Raw genomic sequence first — 20,392 nt, 5'->3', positions numbered from 1 at the left:
GTTGGCGCAGGGGAAGCTCACGGTGATCGAGGCGAATCTGGTGCGACCCGCCGACCGCCGCCGTCTGGTGGAGCTGGCGCGGGCACATGACGTGGCACCCGTTGCCATTGTTTTCGACTTGGCGCGCTCGCTGCTGGAAGCTCGACTGGCGGCCCGCGAATGTTGCCCCGAATTGCTTGACCTCACCTCGCAGGTGGCCGAACTGCGCCGCACCCGGCGGGGCCTGCCACAGGAGGGCTTCCGACAGGTCTGGACACTGGATTCGCCGCAAGCTGCTGACAGCGCGCAGGTGCGCCGGATTCCGCTGCCGGTTGACCGGCGAGAGCTCTGCGGTCCCTTCGACTTCATCGGGGACGTGCACGGCTGCCTGGACGAACTGCGCGAACTGCTGACGTGCCTCGGCTACCGGGTGACGGACGATGGGGCCGTCCCGCCGCCGGGACGCACTGCCGTGTTCCTGGGCGACCTGGTAGACCGGGGGCCATACAGCGCGGGCACCCTGCGGCTGGTGATGAACATGGTGGCAGCGGGCGCGGCGCTGTGTGTGCCGGGCAATCATGACGAGAAGCTGCGGCGGGCGCTGGGTGGGCGGGCCGTGAAGCCGCTGCATGGGCTGGACGTGACGCTGGCCCAGCTGGAGGCGGCGGGCGCAGACTTTCAGGCGCAGGTGCAGGCGTTTTACGGGAGTCTGAGCAGCCACCTGGTGCTCGACAGCGGGCGGGTGGTGGCCGCGCATGGGGGCCTGCCACAGCGCTACCAGGGCCGCGACAGCGAGCGGGCGCGCCACTTTGCCCTGTACGGCGACGTGAACGGACGCAGCGACGCGGCGGGGCTGCCCCTGCGACGCGACTGGGCCGCCGAGTACCGGGGAGACGCGCTGGTGGTCTACGGCCATACTCCGGTGAGGCAGCCGCGCTGGCTGAACCGGACGGTGGATATCGACACCGGCTGCGCTTTCGGGGGCGCCCTGAGCGCGCTGCGTTACCCCGAACTCGAAGTGGTCAGTGTGCCCGCCTGCGCGCAGTACGCCGTGCCGGGGCGTCCGCTGGGGTGAGGAAAGGGGAACAGCAGCAACTGTCTGTCCTTTCGCAGTCCGGCCTGTAGAAAACCGGCATGGTGAGGCCCTCAAGGAACTTCATGCCTACGTCTTTTCCTTCCCTCTCTTTGTCATGCGCCGCCTGATTGCCTGGGTGCTGGCGCTGCTGCTGGGACTGGCGGCGTACATTTTCCTGACCCAGCCGCAGGAAGCCGGGGTGAAGTTGCCCTCGCTGCCTCCGCTGACCGGGCCGCCTCAGACTGGACAACCGTCGCCATCACCCGAGTCTTCCGTACCGCACTGGGACGACGCCCTGCTGCGGCAGTCGGTGGACGCGCAACCTATCACTATTGCGGCGTTGCGGGCGCGCAAGTATCCCGGCAGCGCCCTGAGTGTGATTCGCACCCTGAGCCCCGGCGCGGGCTACTCGCGGCAGGTGGTGAGTTATCAGTCCGAGGGGCTGAAAATCCACGCCCTGTTGACGGTGCCGTCGGGCACCCCGCCGCCGGGGGGCTGGCCCGCCATCGTGTTTAACCACGGCTACATTCCACCCGCCGAGTACCGCACGACGGAGCGCTACGTCGCCTATCAGGACGCCTTCGCGCGGGCCGGCTTCGTGACGCTCAAGAGCGACTACCGGGGGCACGGCGACTCCGAGGGCGAGGCGCGCGGCGGGTACAACGACCCCGGCTACACCGTTGACGTGCTCAATGCTGCCGCCAGTCTGAAAAAAGACGCACGGGTCAACCGCCAGCGACTGGGCGTGTGGGGCCACTCGATGGGCGGACAGCTCAGCCTGCGGGCGATGCTGGTGGACCCCGAGCTCAAGGCCGCGTCGCTGTGGGCGGGCGTGGTGGCCAGCTATGACGTGCTCGCCACCGACTGGGCCCCGCCGGGCGGAGAAAAGCGGCAGCTCGACGACCTCAACCGCCGTTATCTGCGTCTGCTCAGTCCCAATGCGTCGCTCGCCGACCTGCGCGGGCGCCCACTGCAACTGCACCAGGGCACCGGGGACAAGGAAGTGCCCTACAGCTTTCAGGTGGACCTCGCCAACGACCTGCGGGCCGCCGGGCAGCCGTTTACCGCCTACAAGTACGAGGGCGACAACCACAACCTCAGCGGGAACCTCGGGCTGGCGCTGCGGCGCTCGGTGCAGTTTTTCAAAGACACGCTGTAGCGGCAAAGGAGCACTGGCCCGACCTGCTACCCTGTCGCCATGCAGATGCAATTTGCCGGCCAGGAGCAGGTGCAAGCCCCCCCCGCCGTCGTGTGGGCCTTTGTGCAGGACCCGCAGCGGGTGGCCGCCTGCTTGCCGGGCGTGCAGGACGTGCAGGTGGTCGGCCCCGGCGAACTGGAAGTGACGGTGCCGCTGCAAGCCGGGCTGCTGCGCGGCAGCCTCAAGGCACGGGTGCAAATCGTGCCCGACGAGGCGGCGGGACAGGTGCACGTCCGCATTCAGGGCGGCGGCCTAGGCAGCACCCTGGCAGTGAATGCCGGCGCGAACGTGGTGGACACAGGCGACGGTCAAACCCGGCTCGACTGGCAGGGCGCCGCTGACCTCGGCGGCCCGCTCGCTAAGGTGGGCGGCAAGGCGATGGAACCGCGCGTGCAGAGCCTGATTGCCCGGACCTTCCGCAACATGAGCGCCCAGATCGCGGCGGGCAGCCGCCTGGCCTGAGCGGGGTTTGAGCGCGCATAGAGTACTTGCGTTTCTGGCACTCTACCTTGATGGGACTCGAAGAGCTGCACCGCAGAGAGGGCCTCGCGCAGCGAGGGGTGAGGGTGTCTTTTCTATCAACTGCCCTAGCGTTCGAGAATGCTGCGTGTCCGCAGGTGCCCCTGGCTGAGTTCCCGCGGCGGGTCACGCATGACGAGCAGCAGCCCCAGCGGCAGCGTCAGTACGCCGACCAGCCCGAGCGAGAGCACCAGGCTGCCGTGACTGGGAATCAGGGCGTAGAGGCACAGCAGCAGCGTCAAGCCCACGTGAATGAGCAGGGCGTGGCTGCGGCGTCGGGCGTCCTCGCGGTGCCAGCCATAGAGCCACTGCCGGGCGCAGGACGTTCCTGAGACCAGCAGCAGCAGGGTTCCGGGCAGCAGCAACCACATGGCGCTCAGGCTAGTCAGCGGGGTCTTGCAAAGCTGTGACAGGGATGCGGGCAGGCAGGAGATGACCCAAATTTCATCAGGGGTAGATTTCCCTGACATTCGGCTGACGTGGCGGCCCACAATGGGAAGTCATGAGCCATGTCGTTGTCATTGAGGATGAGAGCACGGTCCGCGACGTGCTGCGCTTTCATCTGGAGCGCGCGGGCCTGCGCGTCTCGGCCTACGCCAGCACCCAGGCCGCCGAGGAAGCGGGCGCGCTGGCGGGGGCCGACGCGCTGGTGCTCGATTGGATGCTGCCGGGCGAGAGCGGCATCGGCTTCCTGCGCCGCCTGCGCACCGACAACGACCTGCGCCGCTTGCCAGTATTGATGCTCACGGCCCGCGCCGCCGAGGCCGAGCGCGTCGAGGGTCTGGAGACGGGTGCCGACGACTACCTCACCAAGCCCTTTTCGGCGGCGGAACTCGTGGCCCGCGTGCGCGCCCTGCTGCGCCGGGCCCAGCCCGAGACGCCGCAGCACCTCGGCAACGGCCCGCTGACGGTGGACCTCGCGGCGGCGGAGGCGCAACTGGCCGGGCGCACCCTGAACCTGACGCGGCGCGAGTTCGACCTGCTGGCGTTTCTGACCGCCAACGCCGGGCGGGTCTACTCGCGCACCGAGCTGCTCGACCGGGTGTGGGGCGCCGACTTTCTGGGCGGCGAGCGCACGGTGGACCAGCACGTCACGCAGTTGCGGGCGCACCTCGGCGACGACCCCGGCAAGCCGAGCTTTCTGGAAACGGTGCGCGGCAAGGGCTACCGCATGCGCGCCTGGAATGCCGACGCGGCCCGCGCCGAGGCCCCGAAGTGACTGCCGCTGGGCTGCCGGGTTCCGAGTTGCCCGAAGCACGCCGCAGCTGCCTGCCCCAGGTCAGGACAGCTGGATGGACGCGCTCCCCCAGGCGGTGCTGCTCACCGAGGGCGGGCTGGTCAAGCGCGTCAACGCGGCGGCGGTGAGGCTGTGGGGGGTGCCGCAGAGCGCGCCGCCGGGCGCCCGGTGCTCGAAGTCGTGCGGCGCCACACCCTTGAAACCCTGCTGGAGCGCGGCGGTGAACTCGAACTGGAGGTGGGAGGCCGCACCCTGCGCTGCACCGGCACCCGCACGGGGGAGAGCGCCGCCTTGATCGTGGAAGACGTGACCGAGCACCGCCGCCGGGAGGCCGAACTGCGCGAGGCGACGGCGGTGCTCTCGCACGAATTCCGCACGCCGGTGGCGGCCCTGCGCGGCGTGCTGGAGGCGCTGGAATACGACATGCCCCAGGACCTCGCCCAGAACTTCGTGCGCCAGGGCCTGCAAGAAACCGAGCGGCTGGCGCGGCTGGTCGAGGACCTCGCGGTGGGGTTCCGGCCTACCCGCGCCCGCACGCTGCCGCTGGCCGAGGCCTTTGCCCGCGCCGAGCGGCTGCTCGCGGCGGAGGTGGCGGCCCGGCAGGTCAAACTCGCCTTCGGGCAAGACCACCTCGTGCGCGCCGACCCCGACAAACTGCTGCAAGTGCTGCTCAACCTGATTGAAAACGCCCTCAAGTACGGCCCCGCCGGTCAGCGCATCGAGGTCATGACGGCACAGCGCGGCACCTGGGTTGAGGTCAGCGTCCTTGACCGGGGCGAGCCTATTCCCGACACTGAGAGCCTCTTCCGGGCGCACACCCGTGGCCGGGACGCGACCGGCCAGGGCAGCGGCATGGGTTTGTATATCGTCCGCAGCATCGTGCAGGGCTGGGGCGGTCAGGCGTGGGCCGAGCGGCAGGGCGAGCGCAACGCCTTCTCGTTCACCTTGCCGGGGGTGGGCGGGCTGGGCTGACAATGAATAGCGGGCAAAGGCGAGAGTGGACTTGCCCGACTCCGCATCCATGGTGGCCTTAATGACCCCCCGCTGACGGCCAGATGCTACGTTCTAGAGGTCATGCGTGAAGCTCTGGAAGCGGATTTGCGGGCGGTCCTCAACGGCGCTCTGAACATGCTCGGCACCGTCGAACGGATGTTGCCGGTAGCCGCCGAAGTGCTGCTGCACGAGCGGGCCGACCTGCTGGGCGAGGTGCGCTCGCTCGACCGCGAGGTGGACGCCCAGGAAGCGCAGCTTGAGGCCGAGTGCCTGCGCATCATCGCGCTGCATCAGCCGGTGGCGCGCGACCTGCGGCTCGTGGCGCTGATTCTCAAGAGCCTCTCCGACATTGAGCGTATGGGCGACTACGTGGTGCATGTGGCCGAGGACGGCGCCGAACTTGCTCAGGCCCCCGCGCTCAAAAAGTACGTCAACCTCTCGCGGATGCTCAGCCGCCTGACCGAGATGAGTCAGAACCTGCGGACCTCGCTCGCCGACCGCGACGTGACCCGCGCCGAGAACACCACCCGGATGGACGACGAGGTGGACGAGCTCTACGAGCAGATTCAGCGCGAACTCGTCACCTACATGCTCGAAGACCCCCGCAACATCTCCAAGGCCCTGATGCTCATGCGGGTGGGCCGCAGCCTGGAACGGGTGGGCGACCACATGGAGAACGTGGCCGAGCGCGTGCGTTACTGGGTGACGGGCTCGCGCGAGTAAGCGGCCCGTCACCCCTGCTCTACACTGCGGCCATGACCCTCGTCGGACAGCCCGCGCCGGACTTCACGTTGCCTGCTTCCACCGGGCAGGACATCACCCTCAGCAGCTACCGGGGCCAGAGCCATGTGGTGCTGGTGTTCTACCCGCTCGATTTCAGCCCGGTGTGCTCCATGCAACTCCCCGAATACAGCGGCTCGCAGGACGACTTTACCGAGGCGGGGGCCGTTGTGCTCGGCATCAACCGCGACAGCGTGTACGCCCACCGCGCCTGGGCCGCCGAGTACGGCATCGAGGTGCCGCTGCTCGCCGATATGCAGCTCGAAGTCGCCCGGCAGTACGGCGTCGCCATCGACGAACGCGGCATCAGCGGACGGGCCGTATTCGTGATTGACCGTGAGGGCGTCGTCCGGTATCAGCACGTCGAGGAACAGACCGGGCAGTACACCGTGCGTCCGGGGGCGGTGCTGGAGCAGTTGCGCGGGCTGTGACGGTCTCAGTCTCCTGACCCCATTGCCTCCCGCCCCACCTCGTCGCGCACGGCGGCGAGCAGGACCGTGCAGGCCTCGGCGCAGGGCAAGCCGCCCGGCACGCCACTGAAGATGGTCTGCCCCAACGTGTGCCCTGCCCACAGCCGGGTCCGCAGGCAGGAGGCACACACCTGGGCCGCCACCGTGTCCACCTGATCTGGCGTCGCGCGCTGCACGCGGGCCAGGGTGCCGGTCTGCCGCCGCGCGGTGGACATCCAGGGCGTCCAGTGCAGGCGGCGGTGCTCGTGGGCGTAGCTTTCCTCGATGACCGCCGGATAAAGCAGTTCCAGCCCCAGCCGCAGGTCGGCGGGGGACAGCACCGCTCGCCAGCCGCGCGGCAGCGTGCGCCAGGTGCGAATGGGCCGCCAGCGTCCGGCCTCGTCACGGGCGGTCAGGTCGCGCAGGCCCTCGGGCGTCACTACAGTTTGCAGATCGAGCGTGGCGCGGCCCTCGTCGAGGGTGTGGCGCAGCTCAAACAGCCCGCCGTACGGGGTCAGCAGCACTTCCCCCAGGCGCCCGCCCCGCTCGGCCAGGTGCCGCAGCGCGGCCCAGGCTTCGGCGTGTGCCTGGTCAATGTCGCCGCCGCGCTCGTCCTCGCGACCCTCGGCAGCCAGGGCGAGGACCACCTCGGCCACCGCCGGGTGCTCTCCTACCGGCCCGCCCACGTGCAGGGGCGGGGCCTGTGGAAAGCGCTCGGCGGCCTGCGCCAGCGCCTGCTGAAGGCGTTCCGCCGCGTGTTTGCCGAGGTGGGTCAGAAAAGGGACCAGCACTGCTTGCCCTGCCTCGACCCGGCTCGGCCACTCGCTGAGGGGAACGGCGCTGGCCGCGTGGCTTTCGGGAGTCAGCGCTTCGCGCGATTCCAGCACCACTTCTACCCCAGCGAACTGGCCGCGTTCGCGCAGTGCCTGGGCGTGTGTTTCGAGCGCCGCGTTGCCGGGCCGCGCCGCGAGCAGCAGCAGGGTCACGTCTGCCGGGTCGGTGCCTTCCGGCAGGGTGTCTCTGGCCTGCGCGGCAATCGCGTCCGCCATGCCCGGATGTGCGCCGAGGGGCCGGGTATAGCGCACCCGGCGGCCCCCCAGGACGCGGACCACGCCGCCGGTCGGCACCGGTCCCTGGTGGCCCAGCCCCAGTTCGCGGGGCAGGACCGTTTCGGTCACGTAGCCTTCCGACAAAAAGACCGGCACCACCGTCACGTCGCTGTAGGCCACCGTCCGCAGCACCTGCCGCAGCCCCGGCTCCTGCTGCCAGTAGCCCTCGAGCACCTCGTCGTAAGGCAAGTGACCGGCCAGCCCGCGTCCGCGCAGCGCCTCGGCGACCTGCTGCGTGGCCCGCGCCGACTCGCCGTGATGGTGGGAACCGTGTCCGATCAGAACCAGAGAACGCATAGTCAGCTTTAGCCTAGAGCATTTGTCAAAAGGGAAGTTTGCCCGTTCTGCGAGCCGGGCGAGTGAATTTTAACGAGCAGGACGAGAACCGGCGCGATGTGGAGCTGGCTTCTACGCCTTACGGAAGGCTCAGCGCCGCCGGTACCCACGGACCCTAAACCCCTCTGAAACCTCGCTTCACCTGACTGACAACGCCGCTGTCTAGGCTGACGACGCACGAAAGTTCAATTCTCAGGAGGTTTCCTATGTTTTTCCAGCAAAACGATCGTCACGAGCAGATGGCCCGCCTCGACCCCCGCGACACCAACGGTGACGGTGTAGTCAGCCCCCAGGAAGCCGCCGCGTACATCAAGGATTACCTCGACAACGCCTCGCCCGACGAGCGCAGCCAGATCATGCGCGACTACTTCGGTCAGATGAGCCCCGATCAGCGTCAGCAGGTCGGCGACGCCATCGTGCGCAGCCCCGCCAACCCGGTGCAGCAGGTGGACCACAACGACCCCGTGGCCCTCGGCAACGCCTACACCCAGGCGGCCCAGGCCCCCATGCAGGGCGGCCAGAGCCCGCTGGAAGCCGCTTTCGCTCAGGGCGGCGCGCTGAGCAACCCGATGGTCAAGGCCGGCCTGGTGGGCCTTGCGGGCATGATCGGCAGCGCGATGCTGCGCCGCCGCTAAAGCTCCTTTTCCCTGTCCCGCTTCTTATAAGGGGGCGGGGCTTTTCTCTTTCTTTCGGCTCTTGCTTGAGTTCCCTGCGCTCCGCCCTTTTCTCTGGTCAGGCCGCTACAATAGGCCGCTCATGCCCCTGACGTACCTCACGCGCATTGCGCAGACGCCCGCGCCCACCTTTCAGGAGGAGGCGCGGGCCGAACTGATTGCCCGCCTGTGGTCCGACCTCGGCTACGTCACCGAGCGCGACGAGGTAGGCAACGTGCTGACCCGCATCACGCCGCCCGGCACCGAGGGCCGCCCGGCGCTCTTGCTCGCCGCGCACCTCGACACCGTATTCGGCGGCCAGACCGACGTGACGGTGCACGACGAGGGCCAGCGGCTGCGCGGCCCCGGCGTGGGCGACAACAGCGCGAGCCTGGCGGTGGTGACGGCGATGCTGCGCGATTTCCGCACTGCGCCGCCTCTGCTGCGCCGCCCGCTGTGGGTGGCCGCCAACGTGGGCGAGGAGGGCCTGGGTGACCTGCGCGGGGCCAAGCACCTGCTCGCCGCGCACCGCCCGCAGCTCGGCGCCTTCGTCGCGGTGGACGGTTACCTGGGCGTCGCGGTGACGCAAGCCGTCGGCGTGCGGCGCTACCGGGCGCAGTTCGTGGGGCCGGGCGGGCACTCGTGGGGCGATCAGGCGCCGAGTGCCCTGCACGCGCTGGGACTGGCCATCAGCGGGCTCTACGCGCTGCACCTGCCCGCGCAGCCGCGCACGACCCTCAACGTGGGCACGGCGGCGGGCGGCAACAGTGTCAACTCCATCGCGGGACAGGCCGAACTGCTGCTCGACCTGCGCTCGCTGGGGGCGGACGAACTCGCCGCGCTCGACAGCCGGGCGCAGGACGTGCTGCACCGCGCGGCCCGTGACGCGGGCGTGTCGCTGCGGCTCGAACGGGTGGGCGACCGGCCCGGCGGCGACCTGCACACCGGGGCGCTGCTCGGCATGGCGCACGCCGCCGCCCGCGAAGTGCGAGTGGACCTGCGTCTTGCCGCGAGCAGCACCGACGCCAACGCCGCCGCGCCCCACGTGCTGCCTGCCCTGGCCTTCGGCGTCTACCGGGGCGGCAACGCCCACCGCGAGGACGAGTGGGTGGAAAAACGCAGCCTCGCGCCGGGGCTGACTGCCCTCAAGCGACTGGTCGCGCTGTATCAGGCGGCGCCGCTGGCCTAGAGCATTTGACGAAAGAATGGCCTCGCGCTGTTTGACCCTCTACCAAGGGGAGACTTGTAAAGCTGCGAAGCAGAGGGCCTGCCAAAGGCAGGGGTGAGGGGTCTTTATTATGTCAACTGCTCTAAACCTTAGAGTGCGAGGTCGTCCTCGTCCACCAGAAAGTCCACCGCGCCCGAGCCGATTTCGTAGTAGCCGCCGATGACCCGAATCTGGCCGGACGCCTCGGCTTCCTGAATCACCGCCTGACGGCGCAGCAGGGCGACTTGGCGGCGCACATTGTTGATGACGGCCTCGCGCATCCGGGCCTTCTTGTCGCGGATGGCGGGCAGATTTTCCACGCTGGGGCGAATGCGGCCAATCAGGGACTGAAGGTGCGGCGGCTCCTCGGCGATTTTGTCGTCCGGCATCAGCGCCGCCGCCACCGCGCCGCAGCCCTCGTGGCCCATCACCATCACGAGGTGCACGTCGAGGTGCCGGATGGCGTATTCGAGCGTGCCCAGGCCGCTTTCGCCCACCACGTTGCCCGCCACCCGCACCACGAACAGTTGCCCCAGCCCCTGGTCGAACACCAGTTCTACCGGCACCCGACTGTCGCTGCACGCGAGGATCGCCGCGTAGGGCGTTTGCCCGATGATCTGGGCGCGGCGCTCGTTCGCCCCGATGTCCGGGCGTCGCGCCTGCCCACCGAAAAAGCGGGCGTTGCCTTCCATCAGCGTCTGAATGGCCGCCTCGGGGGTTGCCACGTCCGAATCCTTGAGCTTGGCGATTTCTTCCATGCTCGCCCCCCGGCGCACGGCCTGGAGCAGTCGGCGCTGGAGTTCCTCGGGGGTCAGTTCGAGGAGTTGGGCCTGTAACGTCTCTGAATTGTCTGGCGCGGTCATGCCTGTATCGTAGCCCCACGCACGCGCTAGCCTGCGCCCCATGACCGACGCGCCGACCCCTGAAGAGGACGTGACCCTCACGGACCTGCTCGAACGTTACGCCATGCTGCGCGACACCATCCTGGGGCTGGAAACCGAGAAAGAAGACCTCGCCGCGCGCATCAAGGCCGCGCTGCAAGGCGGCGAACGCGCCGAAACCGACCTGTACCGGGCGACTCTGAAAGTTTCGCGGCGGCTGGAGTACCCGGTCGAGCGTTTCCGCGAGGCCTTCGGCGACGCGCTGCGCTCGAAGTCGCCACCATCGACCGCCGCCGCGCCGACGCTCTGGCGCGGGCCGGCGACCTCGACAGCGAGCGCCTCAAAGATATCGCCGTGGTGAAAGAAACCCAGGCGCTCGTCCTGCACCCCAAAACGCGCTGAACCATTCAGCTTGACCTGTGGCTGACGCTCAGCCTATGCCCGGCTGACTTCTTCACCGCACTCTGAGGGGCATGACCGCTCCCACGCGCTCCGAAGCCCTGCAACTGCTGCTGGACGACCACTTGCCCGCTTACCTGCGTCTGCCGAGCGATTTTCTGGTGTGGACCGGGGCTGAAGAACGCATGAGCCCTGACCTGTGCGCCGAGCGGGAAACGTGCGGACGCGGTCAGTCAGAAGTGCAGGCCGCGCCAGTTCCACCGACGCGCTGAAGCTTCAGAGCATTTGACAAAATGATGCGTTCTGATTTTGACCCTCTACCTTGATGGGAGAGGGCCTCGCGAAGCGAGGGGTGAGGGTGTCTTTTTCTGTCAATTGCTCTAAGCACAACAAAACAGGGCCGCCCGTAAGCGACCCCGAGGAGAGACGAAAAAAGCATTGCCGGAAGGCAACGGCACCCGCAAAGCATCCCTTATGGCTGCTGCCTTCCGGCTCTGACCAGGTTCGGGCGTCCGCGCTGCGCTGCACCAGCAATGCGGGAAGGATGGTAGCACAGTTGCGGGCGCTGTGCAGAGAAGGGGGTACTGCCCTACGTCTGGCGTCGTTCAACTGAGGGCTGAGAAAGCAGCCTTTTACTCCTCGCGCCGGAACTGCCCGTTAAAGGTGCGCCACTGCTTGCGTCCGTAGGCGTAGACCGGGTGGGTCCAGTGGCCCGCCACCTGGCCTATACGCAGCGCGGCGAGCAGGTCGTCGGGGGTGTGAATCAGGCGAAAGGGCGTTTCCACCCACGCTTCCCCGATGTCGCGCAGGGTGTGGGCGTCGCTGCCCGCGCTTTGCGGCAGGTGGCCGTGCACCTCGCCCCAGCGGGCGGCCTCGCGGTTCCAGTGGTGACGCGAGAGACGCGAATTGAAGGTTTCCACGATGTCGATGTCGTCCTTGATGCGCTCGGTGGCCTCGGGGCGCAGGCGGTAGCGCTTGAGCGGGTCGAAGCCGTGTTGCAGCAGCACCAGCCCACCCTGCGCCTTGATTTCGCGCACCGTTTCTTCGGGCGTCAGCTTGGGCGGGATGCGGTCTTGTAAAAACAGCCCGATCAGCTCGCCCTCGCTGGTCGTGATTTCCTCGCCGCAGATGATGCTCAGGCGGTCGTCGAGGCCGAGGTCGCGCACGAGCTGTTGCAACTCGGGGCCGCCGCGAAACTGGTCATGGTCGGTCACCGCCATCACGCGGGTGTTCGTGCGCAGCAGCCAGCCGGGGATGTCGCGCAGTGCCGTGCGGCAGTCGTGGCTGACCTCGGTGTGGCAGTGCAGGTCCATCCGCATCACCTGCACCCCTTCGCGCCAGACGATGTTGTTTTGCAGCCCCCGGATGGTGTGCGGAGGCCGCCCGAGCAGCTTGCCCACGGCGTCCTGCACCTGATGCACCACGCTGACCGGCAGCGGAGTTTGCCGCTTGTGCGCCGGGTTGGGCGGCGGCAGTGGCGTTCCGGCGGGCGACTCGCGGCTCGACTCGGCGGGGGGCTGGCCAGGCGTGGGCGGCGTGGTGGGGTCCCTCGGCTCGAAGCTCATGCGGGCGCTCCGGCGGTGGGGGTCAGGACTCGCAGGGCGCCGGGCCAGACCGAGATGTGGACCTTGCCGCCTTGCCCCGGCAGCGGCGGGCGCACCTCGCCGTCCACGTGAAAGGCCTGCCCGGTGTAGGGAATTTCGACCTCGCGGGCGAGTTGCGACTGCACGCTGGGCAGCTCGGCGAACTCGTCGCGCAGCAGGGCGCCGAGGTACGCGAGCATGTTCTGCCGTTCCTCGGCGTCCACACCGATCACGTCGAGCTGCCCGTCGCCGGGATCGGCGTGGGTGGCGAGCTGCAAGCGGGGGCCGGTGGCGCGGGTGTTGAGCACTTCGAGCAGCGCGTAGGGCGTGGGAGGCACCGGCTGCCCGTCGAGCGTAATGGGCAGCAGCGGCGGCTCAAAGTTGCCGAGCGTCGTCGTGAGGGCTTGCAGCGCCCTCAATGGGCTCTTGCCGCCCTCGGGGTCGTACTCGGTGATGATGTCGGCGAAAGCGCCACAGCCGCAGGCTTCCAGAAACAGGTCTTCGCCCCAGGGGGCCTTCACCCGCCCGAGGTCGAAGGGCCGCACCTGGGCGCCCCGGTAACCTTCGAGCACGTCGAGCGGCTCGCCCTCAATGCCCAGCGTCCGCCCGATGTTGTTGGCGGTGCCCATCGGCACGATGCCCAGGGTCAGCCCGCGGCGACCCGCGAGCAGCAGCGCCGCCGAGCGCACCGTGCCGTCGCCGCCCGCCACAAACACCGTGCCCTGGGCGGCTTCAATGGCCCGCTGCAAGTCCTCGCGGCTGTCGGTGGGACGGTAAACGGGGCGGTAGCCGACCTGCTGCAACTTCTCGGTGAACTGCTCGGGGGCATAGCCCTCGCTGCCGCCGGCCTTCCTGTTGAAAATCAGGGTGGCGTCCGGTTGGGCCGCCGCCGGGCTCACCGCAGGTTGGGGAGGGGAAGACGGGTCAGTCATGCCCGACTGTAATGCGCCGCAGGTTTAGCCGTCTTGAGCAGGCCCTGAAGGTGAAGTGAAGGGACGGAGGCCGCCGCCCGGCGCTGGGCTATGCTGACGCCCATGACCCGCATCGCCGTTCTTGCCGACCTGCACGCCAATCTGGCGGCCACCCTCGCGGTGCACGCCGACGTGCAGCGGCGGGGAATCAGCGAGATCTGGGTGCTGGGCGACCTCGTGGGCAAGGGCCCGCGCCCGCGTGAGGTGCTCGACTGGACCCGCGAACACGCGACCAGCGTGGTGCAGGGCAACTGGGACGCCCGCGTCGCCGGGGCGAGCCACCGTCCGCAGGATTTGTGGCCGCGTGCCCGGCTCACCCCCGAGCAGCTCCGCTACCTCGGCGAGCTGCCCTACGGCATCGAGGAAGAGTTCGGCGGCAGTTGCTGGCGCTTCGTGCACGCCAGCTCGCGGGGGCTGTTTCACCGGCTCTACCCGCACAGCAGCCTGCCCGACCAGCTCGATGCTTTTTTGCCCAATCCGGCGCTCGGGCTGCACGAACACGCCGACGCGCTGGTGTACGCCGACACCCACGAGGCGCTGCTGCTCGACGTGGAGGGGCGGCCCCTGATCAACTGCGGCAGCGTGGGCAACCCGCTCGACTCCACGCTGCCGAGCTACCTCATCTTGGATTTTGACGACGCCGGCCCCGGCTACAGCGCCTCGTTCGTGCGCCTGACCTACAACCGCGACGAGGAAATTGCCGCCGCCGAGGCGAGCGACATGCCCTTTGTCCGCGAGTACGTGACCGAACTGCTGACCGGGGCCTACCAGAAGCGCCGGGCACGGCTCGGGGAATGAGCCGGGCGGCGCTGTGCCTTCGTGCGTCTGATACCACTTTGAAAAATAGTTTGATGATCCAAACTCTTTTTCCGAACGGACTCGGAGAGCTGCGAAGCAGAGAGGGCCTTGCGAAGCAAGGGGTGAGGGGGCGTCCAGACCAGCTCTAACGAAACCTCTTTTTGTCAGGTGCCCTCAGGCCCCCGCCGCCCCCCGGTCTTCCTGCCGCACCCGCTCGGCGAGGGCCGCCGTCTCGAAGACGCTCGCACCCGCCCCGTAGCGTGCCCGGACGGCTTTTTGCACGAAATACAGCGCCGCCATCAGCCCCACGATGCTGATCAGCGTACTCGGCAGCCGCATGATGGCGTTGACCTCGGCCACCTGCGCGTTGAAGGCGTCGCTGCCGAACTTGGCGGTCACGCGCTGGTAGTTGACCACGCTGTTCGCCACGCCGCCGAGCAGGTCGACGAACGCGAAAATCACCGTGCCCGCCACCATGCCTCGGTGTACGGCGGGGTCACGCAGCGCCCGGTTGGTCAGCGCGCGGTCCTGCGGCGCCTCGCCGATGCTGGCCGCGTCGAGAAAGACCCGCAGCAGCGGCACTGAGGTCGCCGCGCTGATCAGGAACGCCACGCCCATCAGGTACGAGCGGGCGCTGTCCTTGATGGCGTACCAGAAGCCGTCCACGTACCAGAAGGCGAGCGCCCCGGAAAAGATGGCCCCCGCCCCGCCGATCAGCGCCACCGGGCTGACATTGCGGTTCACCACGATGTCCCACATGACGTATACAACCGGCACCAGCGCGGCGAGCAGGTAGGCCCGCACGTTGCCCGCCGTGCCGCCGCCCAGCAGACTGGACAGGCCGATGCCCTCGCCGAGCAGGTTGGGACTCAGAATCAGGATGGGAATCAAGAGAGTAAACACCAGGTCCCACACGGTCTTGGGGACGCGGCGTGTTTTCGCAGCCGGCGCTGCCGGTGAAGCCTGGGACTCGGGCGGAAGGGGGGACTCGGGGGCGGCGCTCATGCCGGGCAGGATAGCGGGGGCCAGGGTGAGGAAGTCTGCCTCGTGGGGGGGATAGGGGGCTCAGTCGTCTGCCGGAGCGTGCTGCAAGCGCTCAATCACGCCGCGCACGTCGGCGGGGCGCCAGCCTTCGGGCTTGAGCTGCTTGCCGTCGGCCCGCCGGGGACCGCTCGCCTTGCTCAGATTGGCGCGGTGCACCTCGGCAAACACGGCGTCGGCGTCAATGCCCAGTTGGTCGAGGGCGCCGTAGGTCACGTAGAGCAGGTCCGCCAGCTCATGGGCCAGTGGCGCGAGGTCGCCCGCACTCAGCGCCTCGCCCGCGGCTTGCCGGGCGAGCAGGTGGTCAATTTCAGCGCGTACCTCGGCGCTTTCCTCATCGAGTAGGGTCTGACGTAGCCGCAGCAGCTCGGGCGGAGGCGGCGTGGGGCGCTCAGGCGTCGCGGCCCCGATGGCGCGGTGAAACTCGTGCAGGCGCTCGGCATTGGTCGGCGGGCAGGGCAGGTCGGACATGCGCCCACTATGCCGCCGGGCGCTGGGTGGGGCTTACGGAAAACACCACCTTGACGGCAAATGCTCTAGGCTCAGGCATGACTGACCCCCACGACCCGGCCCCCCAGGACACGCCGCAGGAAGGCGAAATCCTTATCAGCGGCCTCGACACCGGCCCCGCCCAGCAGGAGCGTGACCGCCCCACCCGCAGCGAGCGCCTTGCCCGCTTGACCCCGGCTCACCCCGACGATGAGCCGGAAGACGAGGACGGCTGACTTTTATCCAGTACAACAAAAGCAGCGGAGGCATCAGCTCCCGCTGCTTCTGTGAATACCAGCTCAGCGTTCCGTCTGGTCCCCCTGCTCCTTCGGCTGCCCGTCCACGAACGCCGGGCGGTTGCTGGCGGCGGGCTGCGAGGCGGTGGACGACGGTACGTCCTGCTCGTCAGTGGGGCGTACCGGCTCGCCACGGGGCTGCTTGGACAGCGTGACCGGGGGCTCCCCTTCGCCTGCCCCGGAGCTGAGGTCGAGGCTCAGGCGGTGGCGGGCGCTGTCGGCGGGGGTGGGGGAGAGGTCGGTGCCCTCGTCTGCCGGGGCGTCGTCGCCCGCGTCACCGAGTTCGGCAATCAGGCGCTCGCGGCTTTCGATGTCGGCCTCCACCCGGCGAATCTCGTCGCGGATGCCTTGCAGCAGGTCGGTGTCGGCGCCGCCGTGGTAGGCGCGGCCCAGCCGGGCAAAATGGCTGTCGAGTTCGCGCCCGAGCTGAAAGACTTCCACCCGCAGGCGGGCCACCTGCGTGACCTCCTCGCCCCGGCGCTGCACCTTTTCCACGCCCTGACGGACGCTGTTGAGAATGTTGTCCAGCATAAGAACTAGTCTGAAGCGCCGTGCAGCGCGGCGGGTGAGGCCCGGCTAAGGGGAGGGCAGATGTTACAACTCAGTGCTTGCCCTTGCCAACCGGCTGTCCGGGTTTCGCCGTGCAGAGCGCGTTCTGGGGCTCTTTCTTGCACAGTTGCTTGAGCTGACCGGGTGGCATCTGGCCCGGTTTGTTTTGCAGCCCCTTCGCTTTGGCCCACGCGGCTTGGCGGCCCATCACGCTGGTGAGCGGCTGGGTCTGCCCGTCGGCGGCGCGGACGACGATGCTCTGGGCGCTGATGGGTTGCCCGGCAGCAATCGGCTGCGCGAGGGGATAGATCTCTTTCACCGTCTGGTTCGTGCCGGGAATCGGCGTGCTCACCTGCACCTGCGTGAGCGGCGCCGCGTCGCGCGGGTTGGTCGCGCTCGGGGTGGAGGAGTAGACCTGAATCCCGCCGGTCTTGTTCACCGTGGCGGCAGGCTGCGAAGTTAGCGTCAGGAACGTGACCTGCACGCCCTGCGAGAGCAGGTTCAGCAGGCTGGCGGCGGTCTGAGTCACCGAAGGAAAACGCACGCTGGCGTCAATATTCACGCTCAGGGTCTGGGCGCTGGCGCTGGGCATCGCCAGGGCCGCCAGCCCGAGCACGGCGGAAAACAGAAGTTGTCGCATGGCCCCAGCTTGCCCCCCCAAGCTGACCCGGCGCTGAGAAATGAAAAAAAACCGCCCGCCGCCTTCAGGGGTGGCCGGCGGGCAGGGGTGAGAGTTCAGGCGCCGTACTTGTTCAGCTTGAGCGCGTTCGCCATCAGCAGCGGCATCAGGTCGGGGCCGTGGCGCAGGCCCAGGGTGCCGCGGGCGGCTTCTTCCTCGGTGTAGCGCTGCGCGGGGTCGCGGCGGCCATAGTTGCTGCGAATGAGCAGCGGCACCGGGTGCCAGGAGTGCGACTTGAGCTTGCTGGGGGTGGAGTGGTCGCCCACCACCGCAATCACGTCGGGTTGCAGTTCGAGCAGTTGCGGCAGCAGTTCGTCGAACAGCTCGATTTTGTGGACCTTCTCGGCAAAGTCGCCGTCTTCACCCGTCGAGTCGGTTTTCTTGATGTGGAAGTAGAAGAAATCGTACTTCGCCCAGTTCTCGCGCAGGGCCTTCACTTTGCCTTCGAGCGCGTCCTCGTGGCCTTCGACCGGCAGCACGTCCATCCCGACGAGGCTGGCGAGGCCCTTGTACATCGGGTAAGAAGCGATGCAGGCGGCCTTGAGCTGGTAAGCGTCCTCGAACGACGGAAAGTGCGGCACGTCGCTGTAACCGCGAAACAGCACGCCGTTGACCTGCGGCTCGTCTGCGAGGGCCACCTCGGCGCGGGCGACGAAGGTGTTGATGAGGCCAGCGGTCACTTCGCTCGACGGGTCGTTGGCGATGGCCGTTTTGGGTTCCACGCCCGTGACCTGCGGGTCCACGTCGCTGATGTTGGCGCCGAGCGGCTGACCCTCGGGCGCGCGGAACACGACCACGAAACGGTGCTCCGACTCGGTGTAGACCTCGACTGCCACGCCGTCAATTTCGGGGATGGCCGCACGCAGTTTCGCCACGATTTCCGCGTTTTTCTCGTCGCTTGGGCGCCCGGCGCGGCGGTCTAGAATCAGTCGGCCCGCACCCAGGGTGGCGAAGTTGCCACGCACCGCCACGTCGCCGCGGTTCAGCTTGACGCCGATGCCCACTGCGGACAGCGCCCCGCGCCCCACCACGTACTTGAGGGGGTCGTACCCGAAGAGGCTGAGGTGGCCGGGGCCGGAGCCGGGGGTGATGCCCGCGCCCACGAGTTCGAGCTGCCCGAGCTGCGACTCCTGCGCGAGCGCGTCGAGGTTGGGGGTCCGGGCGGTGGCGAGTTCGGTGTCGCCGTTCACGGTCAGCGGCAGGCCGCCCACGCCGTCGAGCACCACCATCAGAATCTTGCTGTCGGTCTTTTTCGCCAGGCCACGCACGGTATCGAGCAGGTCACTCATGGGCTCCAGTCTACGCCGCGCCGTCTGCCCCCGGTCAGGTCGGCAAAGGAAAGAGGGCGACCCGCAAGTCGCCCCCTTCTGCCTGTCCGTAGAACAGTCAATTCAGACTTTCACGCCGGTTGGCAACGAGGCTCGCCCACACCGCCAGCACGATGAAGCCCGCGCCGATCAGGCCGGTCACGACCTCGGGGATGTGAATGTCACGGTTCATGCTCAGCAGCATGATGACCGCCAGCGCCCCGATGCCGTAGTGCGCGCCGTGTTCCAGAAACCGGTAGGCCTCCAGCGTGCCTTTCTTGACCATCATGACCGTCAGGGAGCGCACGAAAATCGCGCCGATGGTCAGACCCGCCGCGATCAGCACGATGTCCTTGGTCAGGGCGAACGCACCGATCACGCCGTCGAGCGAGAAGCTGGCGTCCAGAATCTCCAGATACAGGAACGAGGCCAGCCCCGCCGCGCCCGCCTTGGTGGCGAGGTTGTCGGTCTCGAAGAGGTTCCCGATGGCGTCCATGACCAGGTACACGAGCAGCCCGACGAGGCCCGCCGTGAGCGCCTGAAACTGCTCGGCGGGCGCGACGAACAGGTGCGTCAGAATCAGCAGCAGCGCCCCCACGATCACGGCCTGCACGGTGTCGAGCTTGCCGATGCGGCCCAGCGGACGCTCCAGGGGCGTCAGCCAGTGCTCTTCCTTGTCCGGGTCCATGAAGTATTTCAGGAACACCATCATCAGGAAGGCGCCGCCGAACGCGGAAATCGCCACATGCGCTTTTTCCAGGTGCTCGGCGTAGATGTCGGGGTTCCCGAACGCCTCGCGGATGACTTCGCCCATGCCCAGGCCGGACGTGAGCGCCACGATCACGATGGGGAAGATGAAGCGCATCCCGAACACCGCGATCAAAATGCCCCACAACAGGAAGCGTTTTTGCCACTTCTCGGACATGGTCCGCAGCACGCTGGCGTTCACGACCGCGTTGTCGAAGCTCAGGGAGATTTCCAGCACGCCCAGCAGCACGGCGATGACCAGCGCGTTCGCCAGTGCCGCCAGCGTGTGCCCGCCCCGGGCGTAGCCGTCCCACGCGGCAATCGCGAGGCAGATGACGGTGACCAGCGTGGCGAAACCGAAGAATTCACGGAAAGTTTTCATTCAGAAAGTTCCTTGAGGGGTGGGTGCCGCCCAATGAAGCTCGGCCCAGTGAAGCTCGGCAGCGGTCCAGCCCGCACCATTACGGCGCGGCCCCCATCGAGTGGCAAAAAAGGAGGGGGGCTCAAAGGCTCCCCCCAGCGAAGTGGAAGATCAGACGTTCACGCCGTAGTTGCGCGCCAGCGGCCCCAGGCCCCCGGTGTAGCCCTGCCCGACGGCGCGGAATTTCCACTCGCCGCCGTGCCGGTACACTTCACCGAAAATGACAGCGGTTTCCGTGGAAAAGTCTTCACCGAGGTCGTAGCGAGTAAGTTCCTGGCCGTTGTCCTCGTTGACGATGCGGATAAAGGCGCCGCCCACCTGACCGAAGTTCTGGCGGCGCTGCTCGGCCTGGTCGATGGTGACGCTCACGGCGATTCGCTCCACCTCGGCCGGCACCTGCGTCAGGTTGATCTTGATGACCTCGTCGTCGCCCTCGCCCTGGCCGTCGCGGTTGTCGCCGGTGTGCTCCACGCTGCCGTCCACCGAACGAAGCTGGTTGTAGAAAATGAAGTCGTGGTCGCCGCGCACCTTGCCGCCGCTGGTCAGCAGGAACGCGCTGGCGTCCAGGTCGAATTGCTGGCCGTCGGTGGAACGCGGGTCCCAGCCCAGCCCCACCAGAATGCGTTGCAGGTTGGCGTCCTGCTTGCTCAGAGAAATGTTGCCGCCTTTTTGCAGTGAAAGTGCCATGTGTGTACC

23 protein-coding genes, 1 other RNA gene and 2 pseudogenes (1 of these 26 running past the window's edge) are annotated in these 20,392 nt (G+C 68.0%); 13 read left to right on the top strand and 13 right to left on the bottom strand.

From position 1 onward, the window contains the following. The 3 genes from DR_RS11560 to DR_RS11550 form a co-directional block, all read left to right on the top strand. A protein-coding gene (locus tag DR_RS11560; protein ID WP_027480367.1) for a metallophosphoesterase crosses the window boundary here: on the top strand, positions 1-1,054 show its 3' portion. Its footprint begins 206 nt before the window's first position; the window shows 1,054 of its 1,260 coding nt (coding positions 207-1,260); its start codon lies off the left edge, out of view; its stop codon occupies positions 1,052-1,054. 115 nt (positions 1,055-1,169) lie between these two features. Continuing rightward, entirely contained in the window at positions 1,170-2,213 is a 1,044-nt protein-coding gene (locus tag DR_RS11555) for an alpha/beta hydrolase family protein (protein WP_027480366.1), read from the top strand. A 39-nt stretch (positions 2,214-2,252) separates the two neighbouring features. Next, the gene (locus DR_RS11550; RefSeq protein ID WP_027480365.1) at positions 2,253-2,714 is read left to right on the top strand and encodes a CoxG family protein; all 462 of its coding nucleotides are present in this window, start codon (positions 2,253-2,255) and stop codon (positions 2,712-2,714) included. Between the two features lie 125 nt (positions 2,715-2,839). Here DR_RS11550 and DR_RS11545 read toward each other — a convergent pair whose 3' ends face one another. Then, the gene (locus DR_RS11545; protein ID WP_162177801.1) at positions 2,840-3,142 is read right to left on the bottom strand and encodes a hypothetical protein; all 303 of its coding nucleotides are present in this window, start codon (positions 3,140-3,142) and stop codon (positions 2,840-2,842) included. Between the two features lie 131 nt (positions 3,143-3,273). On the opposite strand from DR_RS11545, the gene DR_RS11540 reads away from it, so the two are divergent. The 4 genes and pseudogenes from DR_RS11540 (at position 3,274) to DR_RS11525 (ending at position 6,212) form a co-directional block, all read left to right on the top strand. Beyond that, positions 3,274-3,990, top strand: a complete 717-nt coding sequence (locus DR_RS11540; protein ID WP_010888874.1) for a winged helix-turn-helix domain-containing protein — start codon at positions 3,274-3,276, stop codon at positions 3,988-3,990. A gap of 73 nt (positions 3,991-4,063) precedes the next feature. Continuing rightward, positions 4,064-4,980 (top strand): annotated as a pseudogene (locus DR_RS11535) (sensor histidine kinase). A 102-nt stretch (positions 4,981-5,082) separates the two neighbouring features. Continuing rightward, positions 5,083-5,724, top strand: a complete 642-nt coding sequence (gene phoU / locus DR_RS11530) for a phosphate signaling complex protein PhoU (RefSeq protein ID WP_010888872.1) — start codon at positions 5,083-5,085, stop codon at positions 5,722-5,724. A 32-nt stretch (positions 5,725-5,756) separates the two neighbouring features. Further along, positions 5,757-6,212, top strand: a complete 456-nt coding sequence (locus DR_RS11525; protein ID WP_010888871.1) for a peroxiredoxin — start codon at positions 5,757-5,759, stop codon at positions 6,210-6,212. Between the two features lie 5 nt (positions 6,213-6,217). Here DR_RS11525 and DR_RS11520 read toward each other — a convergent pair whose 3' ends face one another. Then, positions 6,218-7,636 (bottom strand): DR2241 family protein, encoded by a 1,419-nt coding sequence (locus DR_RS11520; protein ID WP_010888870.1) that lies wholly within the window; start codon positions 7,634-7,636, stop codon positions 6,218-6,220. 245 nt (positions 7,637-7,881) lie between these two features. Between DR_RS11520 and DR_RS11515 the strand changes: the two genes are divergently transcribed. Further along, a complete protein-coding gene (locus tag DR_RS11515; RefSeq protein WP_010888869.1) occupies positions 7,882-8,310 on the top strand; it encodes a hypothetical protein in 429 nt (142 codons plus the stop codon). Between the two features lie 121 nt (positions 8,311-8,431). After that, positions 8,432-9,517, top strand: a complete 1,086-nt coding sequence (locus DR_RS11510) for a M20/M25/M40 family metallo-hydrolase (RefSeq protein ID WP_027480363.1) — start codon at positions 8,432-8,434, stop codon at positions 9,515-9,517. Between the two features lie 128 nt (positions 9,518-9,645). Here the strand turns inward: DR_RS11510 and DR_RS11505 are convergent, their stop codons facing one another. Then, complete coding sequence (locus DR_RS11505) at positions 9,646-10,398, bottom strand: carbonic anhydrase (protein ID WP_034351160.1); 753 nt, start codon at positions 10,396-10,398, stop codon at positions 9,646-9,648. A gap of 40 nt (positions 10,399-10,438) precedes the next feature. On the opposite strand from DR_RS11505, the pseudogene DR_RS11500 reads away from it, so the two are divergent. Both DR_RS11500 and DR_RS11495 read left to right on the top strand, forming a co-directional pair. Continuing rightward, positions 10,439-10,818: pseudogene (locus tag DR_RS11500) on the top strand (hypothetical protein). A gap of 71 nt (positions 10,819-10,889) precedes the next feature. Further along, positions 10,890-11,087: a hypothetical protein gene (locus DR_RS11495; RefSeq protein WP_010888865.1), complete on the top strand. Its 198-nt coding sequence runs from the start codon at positions 10,890-10,892 to the stop codon at positions 11,085-11,087. Between the two features lie 163 nt (positions 11,088-11,250). On the opposite strand, the gene ffs is transcribed toward DR_RS11495, so the two are convergent. The 3 genes from ffs to DR_RS11480 form a co-directional block, all read right to left on the bottom strand. Beyond that, an RNA gene (ffs, locus tag DR_RS11490) (signal recognition particle sRNA small type) lies at positions 11,251-11,349 on the bottom strand. 98 nt (positions 11,350-11,447) lie between these two features. Then, entirely contained in the window at positions 11,448-12,206 is a 759-nt protein-coding gene (locus DR_RS11485; RefSeq protein ID WP_034351165.1) for a PHP-associated domain-containing protein, read from the bottom strand. A gap of 170 nt (positions 12,207-12,376) precedes the next feature. Further along, complete coding sequence (locus DR_RS11480; RefSeq protein WP_010888863.1) at positions 12,377-13,330, bottom strand: diacylglycerol/lipid kinase family protein; 954 nt, start codon at positions 13,328-13,330, stop codon at positions 12,377-12,379. 102 nt (positions 13,331-13,432) lie between these two features. Between DR_RS11480 and DR_RS11475 the strand changes: the two genes are divergently transcribed. Beyond that, on the top strand, positions 13,433-14,167 hold the full coding sequence (locus DR_RS11475; RefSeq protein ID WP_027480361.1) for a metallophosphoesterase family protein: 735 nt from the start codon (positions 13,433-13,435) through the stop codon (positions 14,165-14,167). 174 nt (positions 14,168-14,341) lie between these two features. Here DR_RS11475 and DR_RS11470 read toward each other — a convergent pair whose 3' ends face one another. Continuing rightward, the gene (locus tag DR_RS11470; protein ID WP_010888861.1) at positions 14,342-15,172 is read right to left on the bottom strand and encodes a VC0807 family protein; all 831 of its coding nucleotides are present in this window, start codon (positions 15,170-15,172) and stop codon (positions 14,342-14,344) included. A 60-nt stretch (positions 15,173-15,232) separates the two neighbouring features. After that, positions 15,233-15,679, bottom strand: coding sequence for a dUTP diphosphatase (locus DR_RS11465; protein WP_010888860.1), 447 nt, complete (start codon positions 15,677-15,679; stop codon positions 15,233-15,235). Between the two features lie 77 nt (positions 15,680-15,756). Here DR_RS11465 and DR_RS16420 point away from each other — a divergent pair, with 77 nt between their 5' ends. Then, positions 15,757-15,933, top strand: a complete 177-nt coding sequence (locus DR_RS16420; protein ID WP_051618923.1) for a hypothetical protein — start codon at positions 15,757-15,759, stop codon at positions 15,931-15,933. 63 nt (positions 15,934-15,996) lie between these two features. Here DR_RS16420 and DR_RS11460 read toward each other — a convergent pair whose 3' ends face one another. From DR_RS11460 to DR_RS11440, 5 genes are all read right to left on the bottom strand, one after another. Further along, positions 15,997-16,524 carry a hypothetical protein gene (locus DR_RS11460; RefSeq protein WP_010888858.1) on the bottom strand — a complete coding sequence of 176 codons (528 nt, stop codon included), beginning with the start codon at positions 16,522-16,524 and terminating at the stop codon, positions 15,997-15,999. 70 nt (positions 16,525-16,594) lie between these two features. Beyond that, positions 16,595-17,182, bottom strand: coding sequence for a hypothetical protein (locus DR_RS11455; protein ID WP_034351155.1), 588 nt, complete (start codon positions 17,180-17,182; stop codon positions 16,595-16,597). A gap of 95 nt (positions 17,183-17,277) precedes the next feature. After that, a complete protein-coding gene (locus DR_RS11450; RefSeq protein WP_010888856.1) occupies positions 17,278-18,510 on the bottom strand; it encodes a 2,3-bisphosphoglycerate-independent phosphoglycerate mutase in 1,233 nt (410 codons plus the stop codon). 97 nt (positions 18,511-18,607) lie between these two features. Further along, positions 18,608-19,657, bottom strand: coding sequence for a DUF475 domain-containing protein (locus DR_RS11445; protein ID WP_010888855.1), 1,050 nt, complete (start codon positions 19,655-19,657; stop codon positions 18,608-18,610). A 150-nt stretch (positions 19,658-19,807) separates the two neighbouring features. Further along, positions 19,808-20,383 carry a TerD family protein gene (locus DR_RS11440; RefSeq protein ID WP_010888854.1) on the bottom strand — a complete coding sequence of 192 codons (576 nt, stop codon included), beginning with the start codon at positions 20,381-20,383 and terminating at the stop codon, positions 19,808-19,810. Positions 20,384-20,392 lie beyond the last annotated feature (9 nt).

Origin of the sequence: Deinococcus radiodurans R1 = ATCC 13939 = DSM 20539 (assembly GCF_000008565.1) — a bacterium.
Taxonomy (GTDB): Bacteria; Deinococcota; Deinococci; order Deinococcales; family Deinococcaceae; genus Deinococcus; species Deinococcus radiodurans.
Note: the sequence above shows the minus strand (reverse complement) of the source record. Positions and strands in the feature narration are given on the sequence as shown.

Coding starts and splice junctions, on each gene's coding strand:
- DR_RS11555 (WP_027480366.1), top strand. CDS start 1,170: ATGCGCCGCCTGATTGCCTGGGTGCTGGCGCTGCTGCTGGGACTGGCG.
- DR_RS11550 (WP_027480365.1), top strand. CDS start 2,253: ATGCAGATGCAATTTGCCGGCCAGGAGCAGGTGCAAGCCCCCCCCGCC.
- DR_RS11545 (WP_162177801.1), bottom strand. CDS start 3,142: ATGTGGTTGCTGCTGCCCGGAACCCTGCTGCTGCTGGTCTCAGGAACG.
- DR_RS11540 (WP_010888874.1), top strand. CDS start 3,274: ATGAGCCATGTCGTTGTCATTGAGGATGAGAGCACGGTCCGCGACGTG.
- phoU (WP_010888872.1), top strand. CDS start 5,083: ATGCGTGAAGCTCTGGAAGCGGATTTGCGGGCGGTCCTCAACGGCGCT.
- DR_RS11525 (WP_010888871.1), top strand. CDS start 5,757: ATGACCCTCGTCGGACAGCCCGCGCCGGACTTCACGTTGCCTGCTTCC.
- DR_RS11520 (WP_010888870.1), bottom strand. CDS start 7,636: ATGCGTTCTCTGGTTCTGATCGGACACGGTTCCCACCATCACGGCGAG.
- DR_RS11515 (WP_010888869.1), top strand. CDS start 7,882: ATGTTTTTCCAGCAAAACGATCGTCACGAGCAGATGGCCCGCCTCGAC.
- DR_RS11510 (WP_027480363.1), top strand. CDS start 8,432: ATGCCCCTGACGTACCTCACGCGCATTGCGCAGACGCCCGCGCCCACC.
- DR_RS11505 (WP_034351160.1), bottom strand. CDS start 10,398: ATGACCGCGCCAGACAATTCAGAGACGTTACAGGCCCAACTCCTCGAA.
- DR_RS11495 (WP_010888865.1), top strand. CDS start 10,890: ATGACCGCTCCCACGCGCTCCGAAGCCCTGCAACTGCTGCTGGACGAC.
- DR_RS11480 (WP_010888863.1), bottom strand. CDS start 13,330: ATGACTGACCCGTCTTCCCCTCCCCAACCTGCGGTGAGCCCGGCGGCG.
- DR_RS11475 (WP_027480361.1), top strand. CDS start 13,433: ATGACCCGCATCGCCGTTCTTGCCGACCTGCACGCCAATCTGGCGGCC.
- DR_RS11470 (WP_010888861.1), bottom strand. CDS start 15,172: ATGAGCGCCGCCCCCGAGTCCCCCCTTCCGCCCGAGTCCCAGGCTTCA.
- DR_RS11465 (WP_010888860.1), bottom strand. CDS start 15,679: ATGTCCGACCTGCCCTGCCCGCCGACCAATGCCGAGCGCCTGCACGAG.
- DR_RS16420 (WP_051618923.1), top strand. CDS start 15,757: ATGACTGACCCCCACGACCCGGCCCCCCAGGACACGCCGCAGGAAGGC.
- DR_RS11460 (WP_010888858.1), bottom strand. CDS start 16,524: ATGCTGGACAACATTCTCAACAGCGTCCGTCAGGGCGTGGAAAAGGTG.
- DR_RS11455 (WP_034351155.1), bottom strand. CDS start 17,182: ATGCGACAACTTCTGTTTTCCGCCGTGCTCGGGCTGGCGGCCCTGGCG.
- DR_RS11450 (WP_010888856.1), bottom strand. CDS start 18,510: ATGAGTGACCTGCTCGATACCGTGCGTGGCCTGGCGAAAAAGACCGAC.
- DR_RS11445 (WP_010888855.1), bottom strand. CDS start 19,657: ATGAAAACTTTCCGTGAATTCTTCGGTTTCGCCACGCTGGTCACCGTC.
- DR_RS11440 (WP_010888854.1), bottom strand. CDS start 20,383: ATGGCACTTTCACTGCAAAAAGGCGGCAACATTTCTCTGAGCAAGCAG.